The organism is Streptomyces sp. CA-249302, from assembly GCF_050936785.1.
Lineage (GTDB): Bacteria > Actinomycetota > Actinomycetes > Streptomycetales > Streptomycetaceae > Streptomyces.
On record NZ_JBNJMG010000001.1, the window covers coordinates 1 to 18,212 of the forward strand.

16 protein-coding genes and 3 pseudogenes are annotated in these 18,212 nt (G+C 69.8%); 6 read left to right on the forward strand and 13 right to left on the reverse strand.

Annotated features, from left to right (window positions below):
• Positions 1 to 96: 96 nt before the first annotated feature.
• Positions 97 to 1,041: pseudogene (locus ACQEWB_RS00005) on the reverse strand (LysR family transcriptional regulator).
• Between the two features lie 80 nt (positions 1,042 to 1,121).
• On the opposite strand from ACQEWB_RS00005, the pseudogene ACQEWB_RS00010 reads away from it, so the two are divergent.
• The 3 genes and pseudogenes from ACQEWB_RS00010 to ACQEWB_RS00020 form a co-directional block, all read left to right on the forward strand.
• Positions 1,122 to 1,268: pseudogene (locus tag ACQEWB_RS00010) on the forward strand (hypothetical protein); the annotation flags it as partial.
• An 80-nt stretch (positions 1,269 to 1,348) separates the two neighbouring features.
• Complete coding sequence (locus ACQEWB_RS00015) at positions 1,349 to 2,227, forward strand: carbon-nitrogen hydrolase family protein (protein ID WP_432825630.1); 879 nt, start codon at positions 1,349 to 1,351, stop codon at positions 2,225 to 2,227.
• Positions 2,224 to 3,186: a serine/threonine dehydratase gene (locus tag ACQEWB_RS00020; RefSeq protein WP_432825632.1), complete on the forward strand. Its 963-nt coding sequence runs from the start codon at positions 2,224 to 2,226 to the stop codon at positions 3,184 to 3,186. Before ACQEWB_RS00015 ends, ACQEWB_RS00020 begins: the two co-directional genes overlap by 4 nt.
• A 341-nt stretch (positions 3,187 to 3,527) precedes the next feature.
• Here the strand turns inward: ACQEWB_RS00020 and ACQEWB_RS00025 are convergent, their stop codons facing one another.
• The 3 genes from ACQEWB_RS00025 to ACQEWB_RS00035 form a co-directional block, all read right to left on the reverse strand.
• Positions 3,528 to 3,686 (reverse strand): hypothetical protein, encoded by a 159-nt coding sequence (locus ACQEWB_RS00025; RefSeq protein WP_432825634.1) that lies wholly within the window; start codon positions 3,684 to 3,686, stop codon positions 3,528 to 3,530.
• On the reverse strand, positions 3,667 to 4,074 hold the full coding sequence (locus ACQEWB_RS00030; protein WP_432825636.1) for a class I SAM-dependent methyltransferase: 408 nt from the start codon (positions 4,072 to 4,074) through the stop codon (positions 3,667 to 3,669). The genes ACQEWB_RS00025 and ACQEWB_RS00030 overlap by 20 nt, the downstream gene beginning before the upstream one ends.
• Before the next feature lie 107 nt (positions 4,075 to 4,181).
• Positions 4,182 to 5,609 carry an amino acid permease gene (locus tag ACQEWB_RS00035; protein ID WP_432825638.1) on the reverse strand — a complete coding sequence of 476 codons (1,428 nt, stop codon included), beginning with the start codon at positions 5,607 to 5,609 and terminating at the stop codon, positions 4,182 to 4,184.
• 191 nt (positions 5,610 to 5,800) lie between these two features.
• Here ACQEWB_RS00035 and ACQEWB_RS00040 point away from each other — a divergent pair, with 191 nt between their 5' ends.
• Positions 5,801 to 6,496: a FadR/GntR family transcriptional regulator gene (locus ACQEWB_RS00040; RefSeq protein ID WP_432825640.1), complete on the forward strand. Its 696-nt coding sequence runs from the start codon at positions 5,801 to 5,803 to the stop codon at positions 6,494 to 6,496.
• A gap of 62 nt (positions 6,497 to 6,558) precedes the next feature.
• The gene (locus tag ACQEWB_RS00045; RefSeq protein ID WP_432825642.1) at positions 6,559 to 8,001 is read left to right on the forward strand and encodes an APC family permease; all 1,443 of its coding nucleotides are present in this window, start codon (positions 6,559 to 6,561) and stop codon (positions 7,999 to 8,001) included.
• 189 nt (positions 8,002 to 8,190) lie between these two features.
• On the opposite strand, the gene ACQEWB_RS00050 is transcribed toward ACQEWB_RS00045, so the two are convergent.
• Entirely contained in the window at positions 8,191 to 8,325 is a 135-nt protein-coding gene (locus ACQEWB_RS00050; RefSeq protein WP_432825644.1) for a hypothetical protein, read from the reverse strand.
• A gap of 904 nt (positions 8,326 to 9,229) precedes the next feature.
• Here ACQEWB_RS00050 and ACQEWB_RS00055 point away from each other — a divergent pair.
• Positions 9,230 to 9,352 (forward strand): annotated as a pseudogene (locus ACQEWB_RS00055) (hypothetical protein); the annotation flags it as partial.
• A gap of 127 nt (positions 9,353 to 9,479) precedes the next feature.
• Here the strand turns inward: ACQEWB_RS00055 and ACQEWB_RS00060 are convergent.
• Genes ACQEWB_RS00060 through ACQEWB_RS00095 form a run of 8 tightly spaced genes read right to left on the reverse strand, consistent with a single transcriptional unit; the run spans position 9,480 to position 18,209 of the window.
• Positions 9,480 to 10,772, reverse strand: a complete 1,293-nt coding sequence (locus tag ACQEWB_RS00060; RefSeq protein ID WP_432825646.1) for an NAD(P)/FAD-dependent oxidoreductase — start codon at positions 10,770 to 10,772, stop codon at positions 9,480 to 9,482.
• A gap of 49 nt (positions 10,773 to 10,821) precedes the next feature.
• Complete coding sequence (locus tag ACQEWB_RS00065; protein ID WP_432825648.1) at positions 10,822 to 11,487, reverse strand: haloacid dehalogenase type II; 666 nt, start codon at positions 11,485 to 11,487, stop codon at positions 10,822 to 10,824.
• 58 nt (positions 11,488 to 11,545) lie between these two features.
• Positions 11,546 to 12,484, reverse strand: a complete 939-nt coding sequence (locus ACQEWB_RS00070) for an aldo/keto reductase (protein WP_432825650.1) — start codon at positions 12,482 to 12,484, stop codon at positions 11,546 to 11,548.
• Positions 12,481 to 14,040, reverse strand: a complete 1,560-nt coding sequence (locus ACQEWB_RS00075) for an aldehyde dehydrogenase family protein (protein WP_432825653.1) — start codon at positions 14,038 to 14,040, stop codon at positions 12,481 to 12,483. The genes ACQEWB_RS00070 and ACQEWB_RS00075 overlap by 4 nt, the downstream gene beginning before the upstream one ends.
• The gene (locus ACQEWB_RS00080; RefSeq protein ID WP_432825655.1) at positions 14,037 to 14,990 is read right to left on the reverse strand and encodes a succinylglutamate desuccinylase/aspartoacylase family protein; all 954 of its coding nucleotides are present in this window, start codon (positions 14,988 to 14,990) and stop codon (positions 14,037 to 14,039) included. The genes ACQEWB_RS00075 and ACQEWB_RS00080 overlap by 4 nt, the downstream gene beginning before the upstream one ends.
• A gap of 38 nt (positions 14,991 to 15,028) precedes the next feature.
• The gene (locus ACQEWB_RS00085; protein WP_432825657.1) at positions 15,029 to 16,420 is read right to left on the reverse strand and encodes an aminotransferase class III-fold pyridoxal phosphate-dependent enzyme; all 1,392 of its coding nucleotides are present in this window, start codon (positions 16,418 to 16,420) and stop codon (positions 15,029 to 15,031) included.
• Positions 16,417 to 17,286: an ABC transporter permease gene (locus ACQEWB_RS00090; RefSeq protein WP_432825659.1), complete on the reverse strand. Its 870-nt coding sequence runs from the start codon at positions 17,284 to 17,286 to the stop codon at positions 16,417 to 16,419. Before ACQEWB_RS00090 ends, ACQEWB_RS00085 begins: the two co-directional genes overlap by 4 nt.
• Positions 17,283 to 18,209: an ABC transporter permease gene (locus ACQEWB_RS00095; protein ID WP_432825661.1), complete on the reverse strand. Its 927-nt coding sequence runs from the start codon at positions 18,207 to 18,209 to the stop codon at positions 17,283 to 17,285. The genes ACQEWB_RS00090 and ACQEWB_RS00095 overlap by 4 nt, the downstream gene beginning before the upstream one ends.
• Between the last annotated feature and the right edge of the window lie 3 nt (positions 18,210 to 18,212).

Sequence of the window (18,212 nt, forward strand, 5' to 3'; positions counted from 1 at the left end):
GTCGTCTGGACCTGGACCTGGCCGTCTCGGTAACGGTGCCCAGCCCTCGCCATGCGCAGCCGTTCGAAACCGGATCTCCGATGGCGACTTGCCGCTTCAGGCTTCGTCAGCGAGTGTTTCTTTCGCGTCGGAACCCGCGCCGAGGTCTCGGCTCTGGATCGTTGCGGCCGCACGGTGCAGTTCAGTGAGCACCATCCGGACGGCTCGCCGTGCCGCACGTTCAGGGCGGTGGAGCACATCGATACGGCGTCGGGTGTGCACGCCGCTGAGCGGTCTGAGGATCACTGCGGGGTGCGGGCGTGTGGTCCAGCGGGGCATCAGGGCCAGGCCGCCTCCGGCGGCAACGGCTTCGGCGACCACCGCGAATTCGTTGATGCGATGGACGATGTCGAGCCGTCGGTTCGCGGCGGTCGCGATGGCGTCGATGGTGGCCATCAGCGGGAAGCCTTCGTTGACGGTGATCCAGGGTTGATCCGCGACGTCTCGCGGGGTGAGGCGTCGTATGGCGGCCAAGGGGTGGTCGGTCGGCAGGGCGATGTCGAGCGGTTCACGCAGCAGCGTGCTGGTGGTGACCGTAGTCGGCCACAGTGGCGCTTGGTCGAGACGGTGGGCGAGTACGAGGTCGTAGTCCCGGGTCAGTCGCGGGAAATGGTCTTGCGCGACGTCCTCGTCGGCGAGCGAGAGCTGCGGGCGTCCAGGGCTGGCCTGGGCAAGCAGCAGTGGGAAGAACGAGGCGGCCCCACTGTGGAAAGCCGTTACCGACACTTCTGCGTCCGGCTGGTCGACGAACTCCTCAATGGTGTGCCGTGCCCTGGCCAGCGCGGTCTCCACCTCGATCGCCGCACTGGCCCGGGCTTGCCCGGCATCGGTGAGCACCAACCGCCGCCCGGCACGTTCGGTGAGTGGGACCGGGATCGAGCGTTACAGCAGCCGTAGCTGTTGGGAGATTGCCGAGGGAGTCATCAACAGCGCCCCTGCGGTCGCGGTGACGCTTCCCAGCTCGCCGAGCTCCCGCAAGATCTGCAACTGCCGTTCATTCAACCTCTTACTGTAGAGATGCTTCAGGATTGTTGAAGAAGCTCGCTCTTGGCTTCACGGTGGAAGCGGTGCAGCGTATAGGCATGACCAGTGACGACAGCACTTACAACAGCCCGGACACAGGTTCCGGCCCGGCGGGTGTCGTTCGGGCAGGCGTGGTGCAGGCCGCCCCGGTTCCGTTCGATCCGGTGGCCACGTTGCGTGTGGTGGAACGGTGGCTGTCCGAGGCAGCCGAGCGGAACCTGGATCTCGTGGTGTTCCCCGAGGCGTTCATCGGCGGGTACCCCAAGGGATCGGCGTTCGGGGTGTGGTGGGCGACCGGACCACTGCCGGACGAGACGAGTTCGCCCGGTATTGGAACGGCGCCGTGGAGGTGCCCGGCCCGGTCACGGACCGCCTGGGCGAACTGGCGGCCGGTGCCCGCACACACCTGGTCATCGGCGTCGTCGAACGGGAATACGGCACGCTCTACTGCTCGGTCCTGTTCTTCTCCGACACAGGAGCCTTGCTCGGGAAGCGGCGCAAGCTCATGCCTACCGGCGCCGAGCGGATGATCTGGGGGTTCGGCGACGGCTCAACCCTTGATGTGCACCGTACGAAGCTCGGACGGCTCGGGGCCGTGATCTGCTGGGAAAACATGATGCCCGCGACGCGGATGGCCATGTATGCGCAAGGCATTGAACTGTACTGTGCGCCGACAGCGGACAGCAGGGAAAGCCACCACGCGACCATGCGTCATATCGCCATGGAGGGCAGGTGTTTCGTGCTGGCGGCGAACCAATGCCTGCGCACGAGGGACTTCCCGGCGGATCACCCCACGCCGTACGGTGACGACCCGGAGCACCTCATCTCCCGGGGCGGCAGCAGCATCATCGGCCCGCTGGGCGAAGTGCTGGCCGGGCCCGTCCTGGATCAGGAAGTCCTGCTGACCGCGGACCTCGACATGGGGCTGATCCCACGCGCTCGCTACGACTTCGACCCCGTCGGCCATTATGCGCGGCCCGACATCTTCCGCCTTCACGTGGACACCACGGCCCGCCGCGCCGTACAGACCAACGACAGTCCGAGCCCATCCCCCTCGGCCGACCTGCCCACCACGTTCACCCAGTCGCGTGCCACGCCTGACGGCACGGCCGATATGCCCATCCTCAATCAGAGGTATCCCGGCTCCCTTGGACACCGCCCATGAACGCACAGCCCGTCATCATCCCCTCCATGAACGACATCGCGTCTGCAGCCGGACGGATCCGCACCGTAGTGCGCCGCACACCCGTCATACAGGTGGCGGCCGGGGAATTGGACGTGCCCATCCCCGTCAATCTGAAGCTGGAATTCCTCCAGCACACCGGCTCCTTCAAAGTCCGCGGCGCATCCAACACCCTCGCCCTCCTGCGCGCCGCGGAATCCGGCGCCCCGACCGCCGGCGTCTGCTGCGCGTCGGGAGGCAACCACGGGGCCGCCGTGGCCTGGGCGGCGCGCGAAACGGGCCTGCCCGCCACCGTGTTCGTGCCCGACTTCTCACCCAAGGCCAAGACCGACATCATCGAATCCCTCGGCGCACGCCTGCGCCGCGTCGAAGGCTTCTACGCCGACGCACTGGCAGCCAGCCAGGACCATGCCCGCCACGAGGGCGCCTTCCACATCGACGCCTACGACGCCCCGCAGACGGTGGCAGGGCAGGGCACGCTCGGCCTGGAGCTCGCCGAGCAGGTACCGGAGGGGCAGCCCGTCCTGGTCGGGTGCGGTGGAGGAGGCCTGTACGCAGGGGTCGCCCTGGCGCTGGACGGACGCAACCCCGTAACCGCAGCCGAACCGTCCTCAGCACCCTCGCTCACCGCAGCGCTGGAGGCAGGGGAACCGGTGGACGTGGAAGTCGGCGGGATCGCCCTGGACAGCCTGGGCGCCCGCCGGGCGGGCCGCATCGCCACCGCTGTCGGCCTCTCGCTCGGCATGAAGACCCTCACCGTCGCGGACGAGGACATCGCCGCCGCCCGCGCACTCCTCTGGCAGCGGCTACGCATCGTGGCCGAACCCGGCGGAGCCACCGCTCTCGCCGCGCTCCTCGCCCACCCCGAACACTTCCCGGACGGGGCCACCGTCGTCGTCTCAGGAGCCAACACAGCACCCTCGTCGAGTATCGACTGCTGAGAATGGTGTTCAACCTCGGCCGTTCACCTGACCCGCTGATCCTGGTTCGTTCCCGAGACAGCAGGGCGACCGTTCTCCACGCTTCGAGGTGTCGAGCAACGTCGCGTGAAGGAACGGCCGCTGGTGAAGCGTCCCGCCGCTGGCAGATGGGAGAACACAGGTCCGGACCTTCACCCTCATGACCAGGCGGCTGCCCCGGAAAAAGCCCGTCCCCGGCTGGGTGAAGAAGCCGAAGCCCGCCCGCTGAGCCGGCCCGCGGGGACGCGTCAGGACCGTCGCGCCGAAACGTCCGATTCCGAGCCCCTCACGGTCAACCAGCGGGCCATGGCATGCCGGAATGCCTAGTCTTTCCGCATGCGCACAGCGACGAAGAACGGCGTCTGAAGGGTCTTGAGGTAGCGCTCTTCGTCGACGCGGCGGGCGGACTCCGCGGCGCGCGGCTCCACAAGTCGCTCCAGGGCGAACCCGGCCTCGACGAGTTCACCCAGGAAGGTCTGCATCGTCATACGGCAGTACGAGTTGGTGAAGCCACTGGTCCCGAAGCGGGTCTCGACGCGGTCCTCGTCGAAGCAGCAGCGTCCCGCCGGGACGCAGCACGCGGTGCAGTTCGGCCAGCAACTGTGTGCGGTCCTCTGAGTGGTGGTGCACCAGGGCCGCGACGGCAAGGTCGAACGAGTCGTCTGACAGGAAGTCGAGTGGTTCCTCCAGGTCGTGGTGGTGCAGCGTAACGGCCGCGTCGCGGCCGACCATGTCGCGAGCGTGGCCCAGCAGCGTCGCGCTGCCCTCAACGCCGACCACCTCGGCCGCCCCCCGCGCCCGCAGCTCGGCGATGTAGTGCCCGGCGCCGCAGCCGATGTCCAGGACGCCCAGGCCCGCATGGCCGAGCAAGCGCCCTGCCGTGCTCGTCGCCCCTCGGCCTCGCGGTCCGGGGTCAGCGCCACGCGCTACGGCCCCGGGCGGCATCGCCGCACCCGGGGCCGTAGCGCGGACGGATCCTAGGAGGTGGACGTCGTGGCCGGCTCGTCCCGCTTGCGGCTCACCCGCTGGCGGACCAGCGCGAAGGCCACCACGCCCAGTGCCACCAGGGTGGACAGGACCACCTGGTCGCGTCCGCCGCCGTCGGCCGTGTCGGTGAGCATGTAGCCCAGCACGAAGGTGATCAGTGCGATCGTCGCCCAGGTGAGGTACGGGTAGAGCCACATCCGCACCACGAGCTTCTCCGGCGACTCCCGCTGGATGATCTTGCGCATCCGCAGTTGCGAGAAGCAGATGACCAGCCAGACGAACAGGGCGATCGCGCCGGAGGAGTTGAGCAGGAACTGGAAGACAGTGTCCGGCCACAGGTAGTTGAAGGCGACCGCGACGAAGCCGAAGACGACCGAGGCCAGGATCGCCGTGCGTGGTACGCCGCGCTGCGTGGTGCGCGCGAAGGACGCCGGGGCGTCGCTGCGCCCGCCGAGCGAGAACGCCATCCGGGAGGCCGTGTACAGGCCGGAGTTGAGGCAGGACAGCACCGAGGTGAGCACGATCGCGTTCATGATCTGGGCGGCGTGCGGGATGCCGATGGAGCTGAGCGCGGCGACGTACGAGCCGTCCTTGAGGATCGCCGGGTCGTCCCAGCGCAGCAGCGACACCACGATCAGGATCGAGCCCAGGTAGAAGACCGCGATCCGCCAGATCACGCTGTTGGTGGCCTTGGTGACCGCGCCCCGCGGGTCCTGGGACTCGCCGGCCGCGAGCGTGACGATCTCGCTGCCCATGAAGGAGAAGACCACCATCAGGACGCCGGTGAGGATCGCGCCGGGTCCGTTGGGCAGGAATCCGCCGTGCGCGGTGAGGTAGGAGAAGCCGGACGCAGGGTGGTCCGAGCCGGGCAGCAGACCGAAGATCGCGAGACCGCCCAGCACGATGAACGCGGCGATGGCGACGACCTTGATGCCAGCGAACCAGAACTCGAACTCGCCGTAGGAGTTGACGGAGACGAGGTTGGAGGCGGTCAGGACGAGCATGACGATCAGCGCCCAGCCCCACTGCGGTACGGCGGGCACCCAGCCCGCCAGGATCTTGGCTCCGGCAGTCGCCTCGACGGCGAGCACCACGACCCAGAAGAACCAGTACAGCCAGCCGATGGTGAAGCCGGCCCAGCGGCCCAGCGCCCGGTCGGCGTACGCGGAGAAGGAGCCGGACGTCGGGTTGGCGGCGGCCATCTCGCCCAGCATGCGCATCACGAGGACGACGAGGACGCCGACCAGCGCATACGAGACGAGGATGCCGGGACCGGCGGCGGCGATGCCGGAGCCGGAGCCGACGAACAGGCCGGCACCGATGACGCCGCCGATGGCGATCATCGACAGGTGACGGTTCTTGAGTCCCGGCTTGAGGCCGGGCTCGGAGGGCGGACTCTGGGTGAGCGTTGAGGTCATCGCGACATCCATGAGAGGAGTGGGGACGGTGACCGGGAAATTAGTTCAGTACGATCTAAAAGAACAAGTCTTGTTTAACTGTTCATCATGCTCTATTTTGCGTGCAACGCGGAGCCGCTACGTCCGTAGGAGCCTCCATGCACATCTCACGCGGGCCGTGACCCCGCTCAGAAGGCGCTTAAGGTGACGTCGTGGTCAAGGCAGCGGGCAAGTTCGTCTCCGGGGTGCTCGACGTCCGCGTCCTGCCCGGGAGGGGGCAGACCGGGTCGGAACTCGTCCGCTCACGGATCGCGCTGCGGGTGCGTCTGAGGTCCGAGGCACCGGGAGAGCGACTGCCCGATGTCGGTGTCCTGGCCGAGGAACTCGGCATCGGCGAGATCACCGTGCGCCGGGCTCTGGAGGGCATGTGCCAGGACGGCCTGCTCGACCGCCGTCGGGGCAGGGCCGGTGGGACCTTCGTCGCCCAGGACTGGGACACCGTCGTGGCCGTCATGCACGACCCCGACGAAGCGGCCTCGCTGGACTCCGTCCACTCGCTGCTGGAGTGCGGTCTTGTCTCGCACGCGGTGGGCGAGATACCGCAGGGCCGGCTCGACGGGCTGCGGTCCCTGGTCGACCAACTCGACCGGGCCGACGTACCGGACCAGCTGCTCGAACTGGAGACCCGCTTCCACCTCGACCTCGCGGAGGCGCTCGGCGGCCCCGGGATCCGCGAGTTCGCCGCCGACCTGCTCGGCCGCCAGTGCCTGCTGCTGCCCGCCCCGGCCCCCGAGGTCGTACGGGCCCGCAACCGCCACCACGCCGACCTGCTCGACGAACTCACCCGCGGCGCGATGGCGCCGGCGGTGGCCGCCGTCAAGGCCCACCGCGACGCCGGAACGGCCTGAGAACCGCCCACGCCCGCCAGCCAGCACCGACCCGCACCGACCCCGCGCAAGGAGCCGCCGTCATGCCCGACCCCGGAACCGCCGGTCCGCCCGAGCGGCTGCGCGGCGGTGTCCTCGGCATGGCGGACATCGCCGCCGCCACCATGGCCAACGTCGGCCCGGCGATGAGCTTCTTCTTCGGCTTCGCCTTCCTCGCCACCACCGCGGGCGTCGCCTCACCGCTGACCATCCTCGCCGCCGGCGTGGCCGTCGCGCTCCTCGGCAACACCCTCGCCCAGTTCTCCCGCGCGCATCCCTCGGCGGGCAGCTTCATCACCTTCGTCGGCAAGACCTTCGGGCCGGTCAGCGCCGTGACCACCGCCCTGCTGGCCGGGCTCGGCTACATCATCGCCATGGCCTCCGTCATCGCCATCTCCGGCGGCTTCGTACAGATCACCCTGCACCACTACACCGGCATCGACATTCCGTGGATCATCTGGACACTGCTGCTGACCGGCGCGTCGGTGGTGGTGATGCTGCGCGGCATCGTCTTCTCCACGAAGTGGGCCGGCTACTTCTTCGCCGTGGAGATGGTGGTCCTCGTCGCGGTCTCGGTCGCGGCACTCGTCGAACACCGCGGCAACCTGTCCGCGGCGCCGTTCCTGCCCGACCACATCCATCACGGCCTCAAGGGCCTGGCCGCCGGCTTCCCCCTCGCGGTGTACCTGTTCGTCGGCTGGGAGAACTCCGCGGCCCTCGCCGAGGAGACGGAGAACCCGCGGCGCAACGTCGGCCGTGCCGTGTTCTCCTCGGTGGGGATCATGACGGCGAGCTACATCCTCTTCTCCTACGCCACCGTCACCGGCTTCGACTACGACGTCCAGCGTCTCGGCGACTCCCCCATCCCCTTCATCGACATCGCCCACGACACCCTCGGCGCGCTGGCCTTCCTCGCCTACGTCGGCGGCCTGACCTCGACCCTCGGCGTGCTGATCGCCGGCATCAACTCCCAGGCGAGGCTGGTGTTCAACGCCGGACGCGAAGGGCTGCTGCCCTCCTTCTTCGGCTACGTCCATCCCGTGCGCCGTACGCCGAACAACGCGATCGTCACCTTCGCCGTCACCGCCCTGCTGATCATCGGCGGCTGGGGCCTCGGCCACCTGATCGGGGCCGACGGGGGCCCGATGGACCCCGTGGTCTTCTTCACCGAGTCCTCGACCCTGGGCACCATCCTCATCCTGGTCGTCTACCTGGCGTCCAACATCGCGCTGCCCCTGTACTACCGGCGCTACCGTCCGCAGGAGTTCCACACGGTGCGCCACCTGGTGCTGCCCTCGCTCGGCGCCCTCGCCATCCTTGTGCCGCTCTACTACCTGGCCAAGCCTGGCCAACCGGCCCCGTACAACTGGTTCCCGGTCGCGGCCCTCGCGGCCCTGCTCCTCGCCGTCGGCTACGCGGCCCTCCTCGTCCGCCGCGATCCGGGCCTGGCCGAACGCGTGGGCTCGGTAGTCGCCGACGTGGAGTGAACGCCCCCACCGAACGGGCCGTCGCGCGACGGAAGCCCCCGCCTCGTTCCGCTCCGGTCAGTGAGTCGCATGGCGCGCGTCCGTGCGCTTCGGGCGGCAATCGGTGTCACCGCCTCGGTCGAACGGCCGGTGCGTGACCGCCTCGGCGTCGGGCCGCGAGACGGCCGGTAGCACCTGCGCTCGCTGCCATCAGGCTGCCCGTCCAGGAACGGAGACGACACCCTCGTGGCCGTAGCTGTCGACGTGGCCGCCGCTCCGGCGCAGGACACCCCTCCCCCAAGGCACGGAGGCCACCGGCGGCTGCGCTTCTTCCTCCACCGTCATCGCGTGACGGTGCTCCCGCTCTGTCTCGGGTAGGCGTTCTTCCACGCCAACGGCGGTGGTGACCGCGGGCCGGACTCGACCACCGCCGAGTATTCGCGGCACCAGAACCGGAGTTGCACCCTGCTTGTTGTTGTCCGTTGCCCGGCGACAACGGCTTCGTCAGTGTCGGATCAGGCCCGTGCGTTCAACGGTCGCCGGCAGCGCGGTGGTGGCGATGGCGGTGACCGCCTCCAAGGGCCGACGCCGTCGGTGAGGAAGGTTTACAGGGCGTCGAGGTCCGTGGCCGCGACGGCGACGACCAGGTTGGCGGGCCGGTGGTGCCGGCGCAGAACCGGACGTGCGGGTGGGCGCTCAAGGCCTGCGCGCCGAGAAGTGCGAGATCGAGCTCGGTGGCCCGGCCGTCCTCGGTCAGCCCGGCGATCAGCGCGTTGTCGACGTCGAGAGGCGTGTACGACGGTGCCGGGGCCGTCGGTGACGCGGGGTCGGGGCGGGTTCGGCCGGTTCCGCAGGCGAGAGGGGGCCGGCGGTCCAGCGGCAGGCGGTGGGGAAGACCCGCAGCAGGGTGTGGAGGGCGAGACGACCAGGGCCCCAGCGATCCGCGGGTCGGTTCCATCGAGCTTCTATCGCATGATCCGTAGGATAGGCCCGGGCGCTGGCGTACTTTCTGCACAGAAGCCCTCAGCGTGGTGGTGAATTCCGCAGCCCTCCTGCAACGGTCTCGTCACCGAACGACCCGTTCGGGATCCGGCACCTTCAAGCTGAGGGAGAAGACGATGACTGATCGTGGAGCCGATCTGCTGATCCGCGCCGGGGCGGTGCACACGTTGGTGAGCGCGGACACACACAGGTCCACGACCTGCCTGGTGCCACAGCGCTGCCCGCCTTCGCCGACACCCATACCCACCTGATCTTCGCGGCGCTCGGTGCCCACGACGTCCCCATGCACCAGGCCCGGAACATCCCCGAGTTCCTGGACCTGATCCGGCGGTGGGCCGCCGTCACGCCCGAGGGCGAGTGGATCCGTACCACCACCGACTGGCGGGAACTCAACCTGGCCGAGCGCCACATGCCCACCGCTGCCGCACTCGCCCCACCCCTGGCAGTAGGGCCGGGGACCCGCAGGGCGTCCCGGCCCTACCCGATCCCGCGGGGACTCAGCGCAGCTTGTCCTTCGCCTTGTAGTAGGCCCCGCCGAACGGCAGGAACCAGGGCGTGCCGTTGTAGAAGGGGACGGGGACCTTCGGGAAGCCGAGGCCGTGCAGGGGGTTGGCGTCCGGTTTGCCGTCCATCATCTCGGCGACCGCGCGGCCCATGTACGTGGCCATCTGGACGCCGTGTCCGCAGTAACCCATCGAGTAGTAGAGGCCCTTGGCGCCCTCGGCCTCGCCCGCGTGCGGGAGGCGGTCCCAGGAGAAGCCGACCATGCCGCCCCAGACGTAGTCGATCCGCACGTCCGCCAACTGCGGGAAGATCTCCGTCATTTCGCGTTTCAGGATGTCGCCGCTCTTCACGTCGGACGCCGGGTTGGAGGGGGCGAAGCGGGCGCGGCCACCGAAGGCGAGGCGGTTGTCGGGGGTGAGGCGGATGTAGTGGCCGATGTTCTTGGAGTCGACCACCAGGCGGCCGTTGGGGATCAGTTCGCGTGCGCGCTCCTCGCCGAGCGGCTCGGTGACGATGATGAAGCTGCCCACGTTGATCAGCCGCTTGCGGAACCAGGGCAGCGCCTTGTTGGTGTAGGCGTCGGTGGCCGCCATGACCTGCTTGGCGCGGATCGTGCCGTGCAGCGTCTCGACGTCGAAGCCGCCGCCGGGCAGGCGGGTGAAGCCGGTGGCCGCGTTGCGTTCGTGGATCTCGGCGCCCGCGCGCTCGGCGGCCTCCGCCATGCCGTGGACGTACTTGCCCACGTGCAGGGCGGCGCTGAGCGGGTCGAGCAGGGCGCCATGGTAGTAGTCCGAGCCGAGTTCCGACTTCAGGTCGGCACGGGACAGGAGCTGCGTCTCGTGGCCGAAGTTCTCGGCCAGGTCGCGCTGGGTGGCCCTCATCGCCTCGAAGTGCTGCGGCTTGTACGCCACTCCCAGGCGTCCGGCGCGGTCGAAGTCGCAGTCGATCTTCTCGGTGCCGATGATGTCCTCGACGACGTCGACGGCCTCGCGGAAGGAGCCGTACAGCTCGCGGGCGCGCTCCTGGCCGAAGCGCTTGCGGGCCTCGCCGACGCCGATGGTCATGCCCTGGGTGCACATGCTTCCGTTGCGCCCGGACGCGCCCGAGCCGACCTTGTCCTTCTCCACGAGGACGACCCGGGCGCCCTTGCGGGCCGCGTGGTAGGCGGTGGACAGACCGGTGAGGCCACCGCCGACGACCACCACGTCCGCCTCGGCGGGCAGGTCCTTGCCGGACCGGTCGGGCAGGGCAGGTGCGGTGTCGAGCCAGTAGGGGATCTGCTTCATGGCGTGGGTCCTCACATCATCCGTACGTAGTCCGTCGTCGCGGTGGTTCTCAGCAGCCGAGGAGCGCCGGCAGACCGGACAGGTCGGGCAGCTCGTCGTAGGGCTGGTAGTCGGCGCTGCCCTTGCGGCCGTAGCGGTTGATCCACACCCGGCGCCTGAGGCCGAGGTCGCGGGTCGGGATGTGGTCGTACTCCCAGCCCTGGGCGGTGTGGATGACCTGGGACGGTTCGACGCCCATGGTCTTGTACGCGTACTCGAAGGTCTGGCGGTCCGGCTTGTACGCGCCGGCCTGCTGGGCGGTGATGACGTAGTCGAAGTCGACGCCGATGTTCTCGACGTTCCGCGCGATCATGGCGTCGTCGGTGTTGGAGATGATGGCGATCTCGTACTTGGACTTCAACGCCCGCAGGGCGTCCGGGACTTCGGGGAAGGGGCCGAAGGTGGGGACGACCGCGGCGAGGGCGTCGCCGTCGGACTTCCGGTACTCCAGGCCGTGCAGGCGCATGGCGTTGCGCAGGCTGGAGTGCAGGACCTCGTGGTAGGGGCGATAGGCCTCCAGGACGGCCTGGAAGCGCATGACGCGGAAATCGTCCAGGAACTCGTCGACGTCCAGGTTGTCCAGGTCGAGGCGGTCGGCCAGGACCTCCAGGGTCGTGGGGGCGAGCTGGAAGTCGATCAGGGTCGCGTAGGCGTCGAAGGTGACGATCTCTCGCATGGTGTTCAACCTCGTTCTCTTGCTGGGGAGTTGAGGGGGTGCCGGGGAGTTGAAGGGGTCAGACGACGCGTTCGCCAGGCGCGACGAGCGCGTCGAGGGCGGCCAGGTCGGCGGCGCCGGGGATCCAGTCGGCCGCCGCCGCGTTGGCGGTGACCTGTTCGGGGGTCATGGCGCCACAGATGACGGAGCCGACGGCGGGCAGCGCGGCCAGGGCGCCCACGGCGACCTGGAGGAGCGTCAGGCCGCGCTCGGCTCCGTACGCCGTCAGCGCCTCCACTCGGTCGAGGGCCTCGTCGGTGAGCCAGCCCTGACGCCAGGACAGGCGGCTGCCGACGGGCGGCTGTTCACCGCGCCGGTACTTGCCGCTGAGCAGGCCGTTGGCGAGCGGGTAGTAGGGCAGCAGGCCGATGCCGTGGGTGCGGCAGGCCGGGATCAGGGTGGTCTCCGCGCCGCGGTCGAGCAGGTGGTAGCGGGCCTGGGTCGACACGAAGGCGTCGGTCAGGTCCTCGGGCGGGAGGTTGGAGCAGCCGATGTGGCCGACCTTGCCCTCGTCGACCAGTTCCCGCAGGGCGGCGATCGTCTCCGCCAGCGGGGTGACGCCGTCCGGCTCGTGGTACTGGAGCAGGTCGATCCGGTCGGTGCCCAGGCGGCGCAGGGACGTCTCGACGGCGTACCGGATGTAGGGGCGGGCGCCGCGGGGGCCGTACGCGTCCGCCTCGGGACCCATCTCCATGCCGAACTTGGTCGCCAGGACGACCCCGTCGCGGTGGCCCTTGAGGGCGGCGCCCAGCAGGCGTTCGCCGTCGCCGCGCGCACCGCCGCTCTCGCCGAACCCGCCGTACATGTCGGCCGTGTCGAACAGGGTCACGCCCGCGTCAAGGGCCGCGTGGACGACGGCCCTCGTGCCGTCCTCGTCGAGGCGGGAGCCGAAGTTGTTGCCGCCGACCCCGACGACGGAGACGACCGGTCCGCGTTCACCGAGCGTGCGGTACCTCATGACCGGTCCCCGAATCCGATGCAGACGTTCTTCGTCTGCGTGTAGCTCGCCAGGGCTTCGAGGCCTTTCTCCCGACCCCAGCCGCTGTGCTTGTAGCCGCCGAAGGGGAGCTCGATGCCGGTGCCGGCGCTGGTGACGTTGACGTAGACCTGGCCGGCCCGGATGCCCGAGGCCAGGGTCATGGCCTTGTCGATGTCGCGGGTCCAGACGTAGGAGGAGAGGCCGTACGGGCTGTCGTTGGCGATCCGGAGGGCCTCGTCGGCGTCGTCGAAGTCGATGACGGTGACGACGGGGCCGAAGATCTCCTCGCGGGCGCACCGGGAGGCGTTGGTCAGGCCGGTGAGGACGGTCGGCTCGATGTAGTAGCCGTCGGCGAGGGCGGGGTCGGACGGCGAGCCGCCACCGACCCTCGCCACGGCGCCTTCCTTCCGGGCCAGTTCCAGGTAGTCGAGGACGCGGTCGCGCTGGCGGGCAGCGACCAGCGGGCCGATGTCCGGGTCGGTCAGGCCCGGGCCGACGCGCAGGGCGGCGATCGCCTCGACCAGCCGGTCCAGGAAGTCCTCGGCGCCTCGTTGGAGCAGCAGGCGGGTGCCCGCCGAGCACATCTGTCCGGCGTTGCTGAACGACCAGCCCAGGATCGCCTTCAGCGCCAGGTCGAAGTCGGCGTCGGCGAAGACGACGAACGGCGACTTGCCGCCCAGTTCGGTCACGGACGGCACCACGTTGGCGGCGGCGGCCTGGGCGACCTTGATCCCGGTCGGCACCGAGCCGGTGAAGGTGACCTGGTCGATGTCCGGGTGCCCGGCGAGGGCCGCGCCGGTCTCGCCGTCGCCGGGGACGACGTTCAACACGCCTGGCGGGAGACCGCATTCGAGGGCGATCGCCCCGATCTCCAGCGGGGTGAGCGGTGCCTCCGGGGACGGCTTGAGGACCACCGTGCAGCCCGCCGCCAACGCCGGGGCGGAACCCCTCGCGGTGTTCTGGAGCGGGTAGTTGAACGGGATGATCTGGCCGGAGACGCCGATCGGCTCGCGGACGGTGTAGTCGACCAGGCCGGGGCCGAGCGGGATCGTCGTACCGCCGAGTTTGTCGGCGAAGCCGGCGTAGAACTCGAAGTAGCGGGCGGCGGACTCGACGTCCGCCTTCGCCTGGGCGAGTGGCTTGCCGACGTCCTGGCTCTCCAGGCGGGCCAGGCGTTCACCCTGGTCGCGGATGGCCCCGGCGATCCGGTGCAGGATCCTGCCCCGGTCGGCGGCGCGCATCCGGGCCCACTCCGGCGCGGTGAAGGCAGCGCGGGCCGCGGCCACCGCCCGGTCCACGTCGGCCGGGCCGGCCAGCGCCACCTCGGCGATGGCCGTGCCGTCCGACGGGTCCAGGACGGTGAACGTGCGGCCGTCGGCGGCCGGGACCTGCTTGCCGTCGACGAGCAGCGACCGCGTGTCGACGGTCATCGCTGGAACACCGGTCGTCATCGCCGGACGGTCGGCGGTCATGGCCGGATCGGGGGTGGTCATCGCCGGCTGGTCCGTGGGCACGGCCGGATCGTCGGTGGTCATGGCCGCAGCTCCCCCTGGATCTCGCCGAAGATGACGACCTCGTCGCCGGGGCGGACGGTCCGGATCCGGCGCACCCACAGCACGACGCCGTCCTGCGGGGCGCGGACCTCCTCCAGCTCGTTGCCGTAGTGGTCGACGATGCGGCCGATCAGGTCTCCCTCCTTGCAGCTCTCGCCCGGCTCGGCGTGGCCGAGGAAGAAGCCGCCGGAGTCGGAGCGGGCGAAGGTGCCGGAGACGGTCGTGTACGTCTCGCGCAGCTCCGGTTCGCCCTCGATCATGCCGAGTTGGCGCATGATGTTGCGGACCGACTTGATGTGCAGCTCGACGATGGACTCACGGTAGGTGCCGCCGCCCGCCTCGATGGTGATCGCGGGCTTTCCGGCGGCGAGGGTGGGGTGGCGGACCGTGCCGCCCCACTTGCCGCCCTTCCAGACCAGGTCGTGCCCGGCGGCGAGGGCGAGGTCGGTGGCGAGGTCCTCGTAGCCGCCCTGGAGGATGGCCAGCGGGGCGATCTCGCCGAAGGTGCCGCCGGTGTGCAGGTCGACGAGGGCGTCGATGGCGGGGACGACCTGCTCGACGAAGGTGGCGGCCAGGCGCAGCGAGTACGAGCCGTCGGCGTCGCCCGGGAAGATCCGGTTGAGGTTGAGGTGGTCCAGGCCGCTGGTGCGGGCGGCGGCCTCGAAGGCGGGGGTGTTCATGCAGGGGATGCCGACGAGAGTGCCGCGCAGGGTGGCCGGGTCGGTCTCGGCGAGGACCCGGCGGACGGACTCCTGGCCGTCGTACTCGTCGCCGTGCACGCCCGCGTCCACGCACAGCACGGGGCCGTCCTGGGCGCCGTTGACGACGATCAGCGGGAGGCCGAGTTCCACGCCGTAGCTGCTGGTGCCGACCGGTATGAGGCCCTGGGCGCGCTCGCCGGGGGCGACGGTCAGCGGACCGATGGAGTACATGGGGGAAGTTCCTTTCGAGAACACGCGGGGTGCGGGTGTCACAGGCGGGCGGACGCCTCGTCGAGGGTTTCGGCGAGGATGTCGGCGATACGGTCGAGGAGGTGCCGGTCGCTGATCAGCGGGGGTGCGATCTGGACCAGCGGGGCGGCGCGGTTGTAGACGCGGGCCAGGAGGCCGGCCTCGCGCAGCCGGCGCGGGATGAGGTCGGCGACCAGGGCGGCTCGGGCGGTGTCGCTGAAGCGGCCGTCGTCGAGGTCGCCGACGAGTTCGCAGGCGTAGAAGAAGCCGGTGCCGCGGACGTCGCCGACGATGGGCAGGTCGGCGAGGGCGGTCATGCGGGTCGCGAGGCGGTCCTGGTGGCCGCGCACGTTCTCCAGGATCCGGTCGCGCTCCATGATGTCCAGGCTGCGCAGGGCGATCGCGGCGCTGAGCGGGTGTCCGGCGAAGGTGTAGCCGTGGTTGAGGACGGCGCCGGGCCGGTTGATGACCTCGACCACCTTGCTGCTGACGAGCGTTGCCCCCATGGGGGCGTATCCGGCGGTGATGCCCTTGGCGACGGTGACGATGTCGGGGCGGGCGTCGTAGCGGTCGCCGCCGAACCACTCCCCCAGCCGTCCGAAGGCGGTGATGACCTCGTCGGCGCAGAGGAGGAAGCCGTACCGGTCGGCCAGGGCCCGCAGGCCCGGCCAGTAGCCCTCGGGCGGGGTGATGCAGCCGCCGCGGTTCTGCACCGGCTCGGCGATCAGCATGGCGATCGTCTCCGGGCCCTCGTCCAGGATCGCGGCCTCCAGCTCGGCGAGCAGGTGGGCGGTGTACGTCGCGTCGTCGGCGTGTCCGGCGTCGAGTCCGTAGCGGTTGGTGTTGGACACGAACCGGGTCTCGATCGCGCCGGGGCCGTACGGTTCGCGCAGCCCGGCGTCGTCGGTGAGGGACAGGGCGCCGATGGTCAGCCCGTGGTAGGCGCCGCGTCGGGAGATGGCCTTGACCCGGCCCGTGTCGCCGCGCAGCGCGTGGTAGCGGCGGGCGATCTTCCAGGCGGTCTCCACGGCTTCGGCGCCGCCGCCGGAGAAGAAGGTGGCCTCGATGTCGACCGGGGCGATACGGGAGAGGCGTTCGGCGAGTTCGATGGCGGTCGGGTGGGCCGAGAAGGACCACAGCGGGCTGAAGCACAGCTCGCGCAGCTGCTTCTCGGCGGCCTCGGCGAACTCGGGGGCGTAGGAGTAGCCGAGCTGGCAGCAGTACAGGCCGGAGAGGCCGTCGATGTAGCGGCGGCCGTCCGCGTCGTCGACGTAGGGGCCCTCGCCGCGCCGTACGACGAAGAGCTTCTCCCCCTCGGGGCCGAGGGAGCCGTTGGGGGTCATGTTGAGGAGCAGGTGTCTGGCCGCGCTGGCGGACAGCTCCGGAGTGGGGGTGCGGGTGCTGGTGGTCATGATGCGGTCTCATTTCCGGCGGACAGGCCCAGTCCGGTCTCCGTGGGCAGCAGGCCGTCCTGCTTGCCGGAGCCACCGAGCTTGCGGACCACCGCGACCAGGGCGAGGGCCACGACGGCGACCGCGATGAGGATCGCGCTGACGGCGGTCACCGACGGGTCGACGTTGTACTGGAGGACGTTGAACACCTGGACGGGCAGGGTCGTGGTGTCCACGGAGGACAGGAACTGCGAGATGAAGAACTCGTCGAAGCTGGTGATGAAGGCGAAGATGCCGGCGGCGACCATGCCGGGCATGGCCAGCGGGAGGGTGATGCGCCGCCAGACGGTCAGCCGGCTCGCGCCCATGCTGGCCGCGGCGTCCTCCAGTCGCTCGTCGATGCCCTTCAGGGTGGCCATGAGGATCATCACCGCGATCGGTGAGGCGAGCACGGTGTGGCCGAGCGCGATGGCGATCGGGCTGCCGAGCATCGAGGCCGGTTCGAACAGGAGGAACAGGCCGAGGGCGACGACCACTTGGGGTATCACCAGCGGGGCGAGGACCAGGCCGTAGACCGCCGAGCGCAGCGGGAGTTCGCTGCGTACCAGTGCGGTGGCCGCCGTCATGCCCAGGAGCAGGGAGAAGACCGTGGTCATGGCCGCGACCAGGGCGCTCAGGGAGAGCGCGGCCGGCCACTTGCTGCCGTCGGCGAACAGCTGCGCGTACCAGTGGAACGTCCAGGCGTCCGGCGGGAAGGCGCCGAACGCGTCCTTGCCGAAGGAGGTGACGACGATGACGACGATCGGCAGCGCGAGGAACAGCAGGATCAGCGTGGAGAAGACGGCCAGGGTGACGCGTCCGGCGAGGGTGGAGCGCAGCTCGATCATGATGCCGTCCCCCGGTTCCGCAGGGCCTCGCCCGCGGACTTCAGCAGCCTGAGCAGCAGCAGTCCGGCGAAGGTGAGCAGCAGCAGGATGATGCCGAGCGCGGATGCGCCGTTCCACTGGTTCTGCTTCATGACCTGTTCGTCGATGAGCGAGGCGACCATGGTCTGCTTCTCGCCGCCCATGAGGGCGGGGGTGAGGTAGTAACCGAGGCAGAGGATGAAGGACAGCACGCCCGCGTTGACCAGGCCGGGGGCGACGAGAGGGACGTACACCCGGCGGAAGATCGTGATCCGGCCGGCGCCCATGCTCGCCGCGGCGGCCATCAGTCGGCGGTCGATGCCCTTCATCACCGCGTACAGCAGGAGGACGGTGTACGGCAGCATCACGGCGGTGGTGCCGATGACGACGCCGGTCTCGTTGTAGAGCAGTTGGAAGGGGGCGCCGGGGAAGTGGATGTCGGTCAGGACGTTGTTCACGACACCGTTGTCCCCGAGCAGGATGATCCAGCCGTAGGTACGCACCAGCGCGCTGATGAAGTGCGGGACGACCACGACGATCATCGCGAGGCCCGCCCACAGCGGCTTGAGCCGGGAGATCGCCGCAGCCAGCAGGAACCCGACGGCCAGGGCCAGCAGGGAGGTCTCGAAGGAGATCCGCAGGGTGGTGAGGAGGATCTCCAGGTTGGCGCCCTGGAAGGCGTCGGCGTACCAGTGGAGGGTGAAGGCGCCGTCGTCGTCCTTGAGGCTCAGCAGTAGGGTGCTGAAGATCGGGTAGACGAAGAGGATCAGCAGGTAGACGACGACGGGCGCGGCGTTGAGGAGCCCGAAGCGGGTGCGCCGGTCGGACAGCGAGACGCGGGAGCGCCGCTTCTTGTGCGGCACGGGGGCCGCCGAACCGCCCGTCACGGGAGCGAGTACGGCCATGCG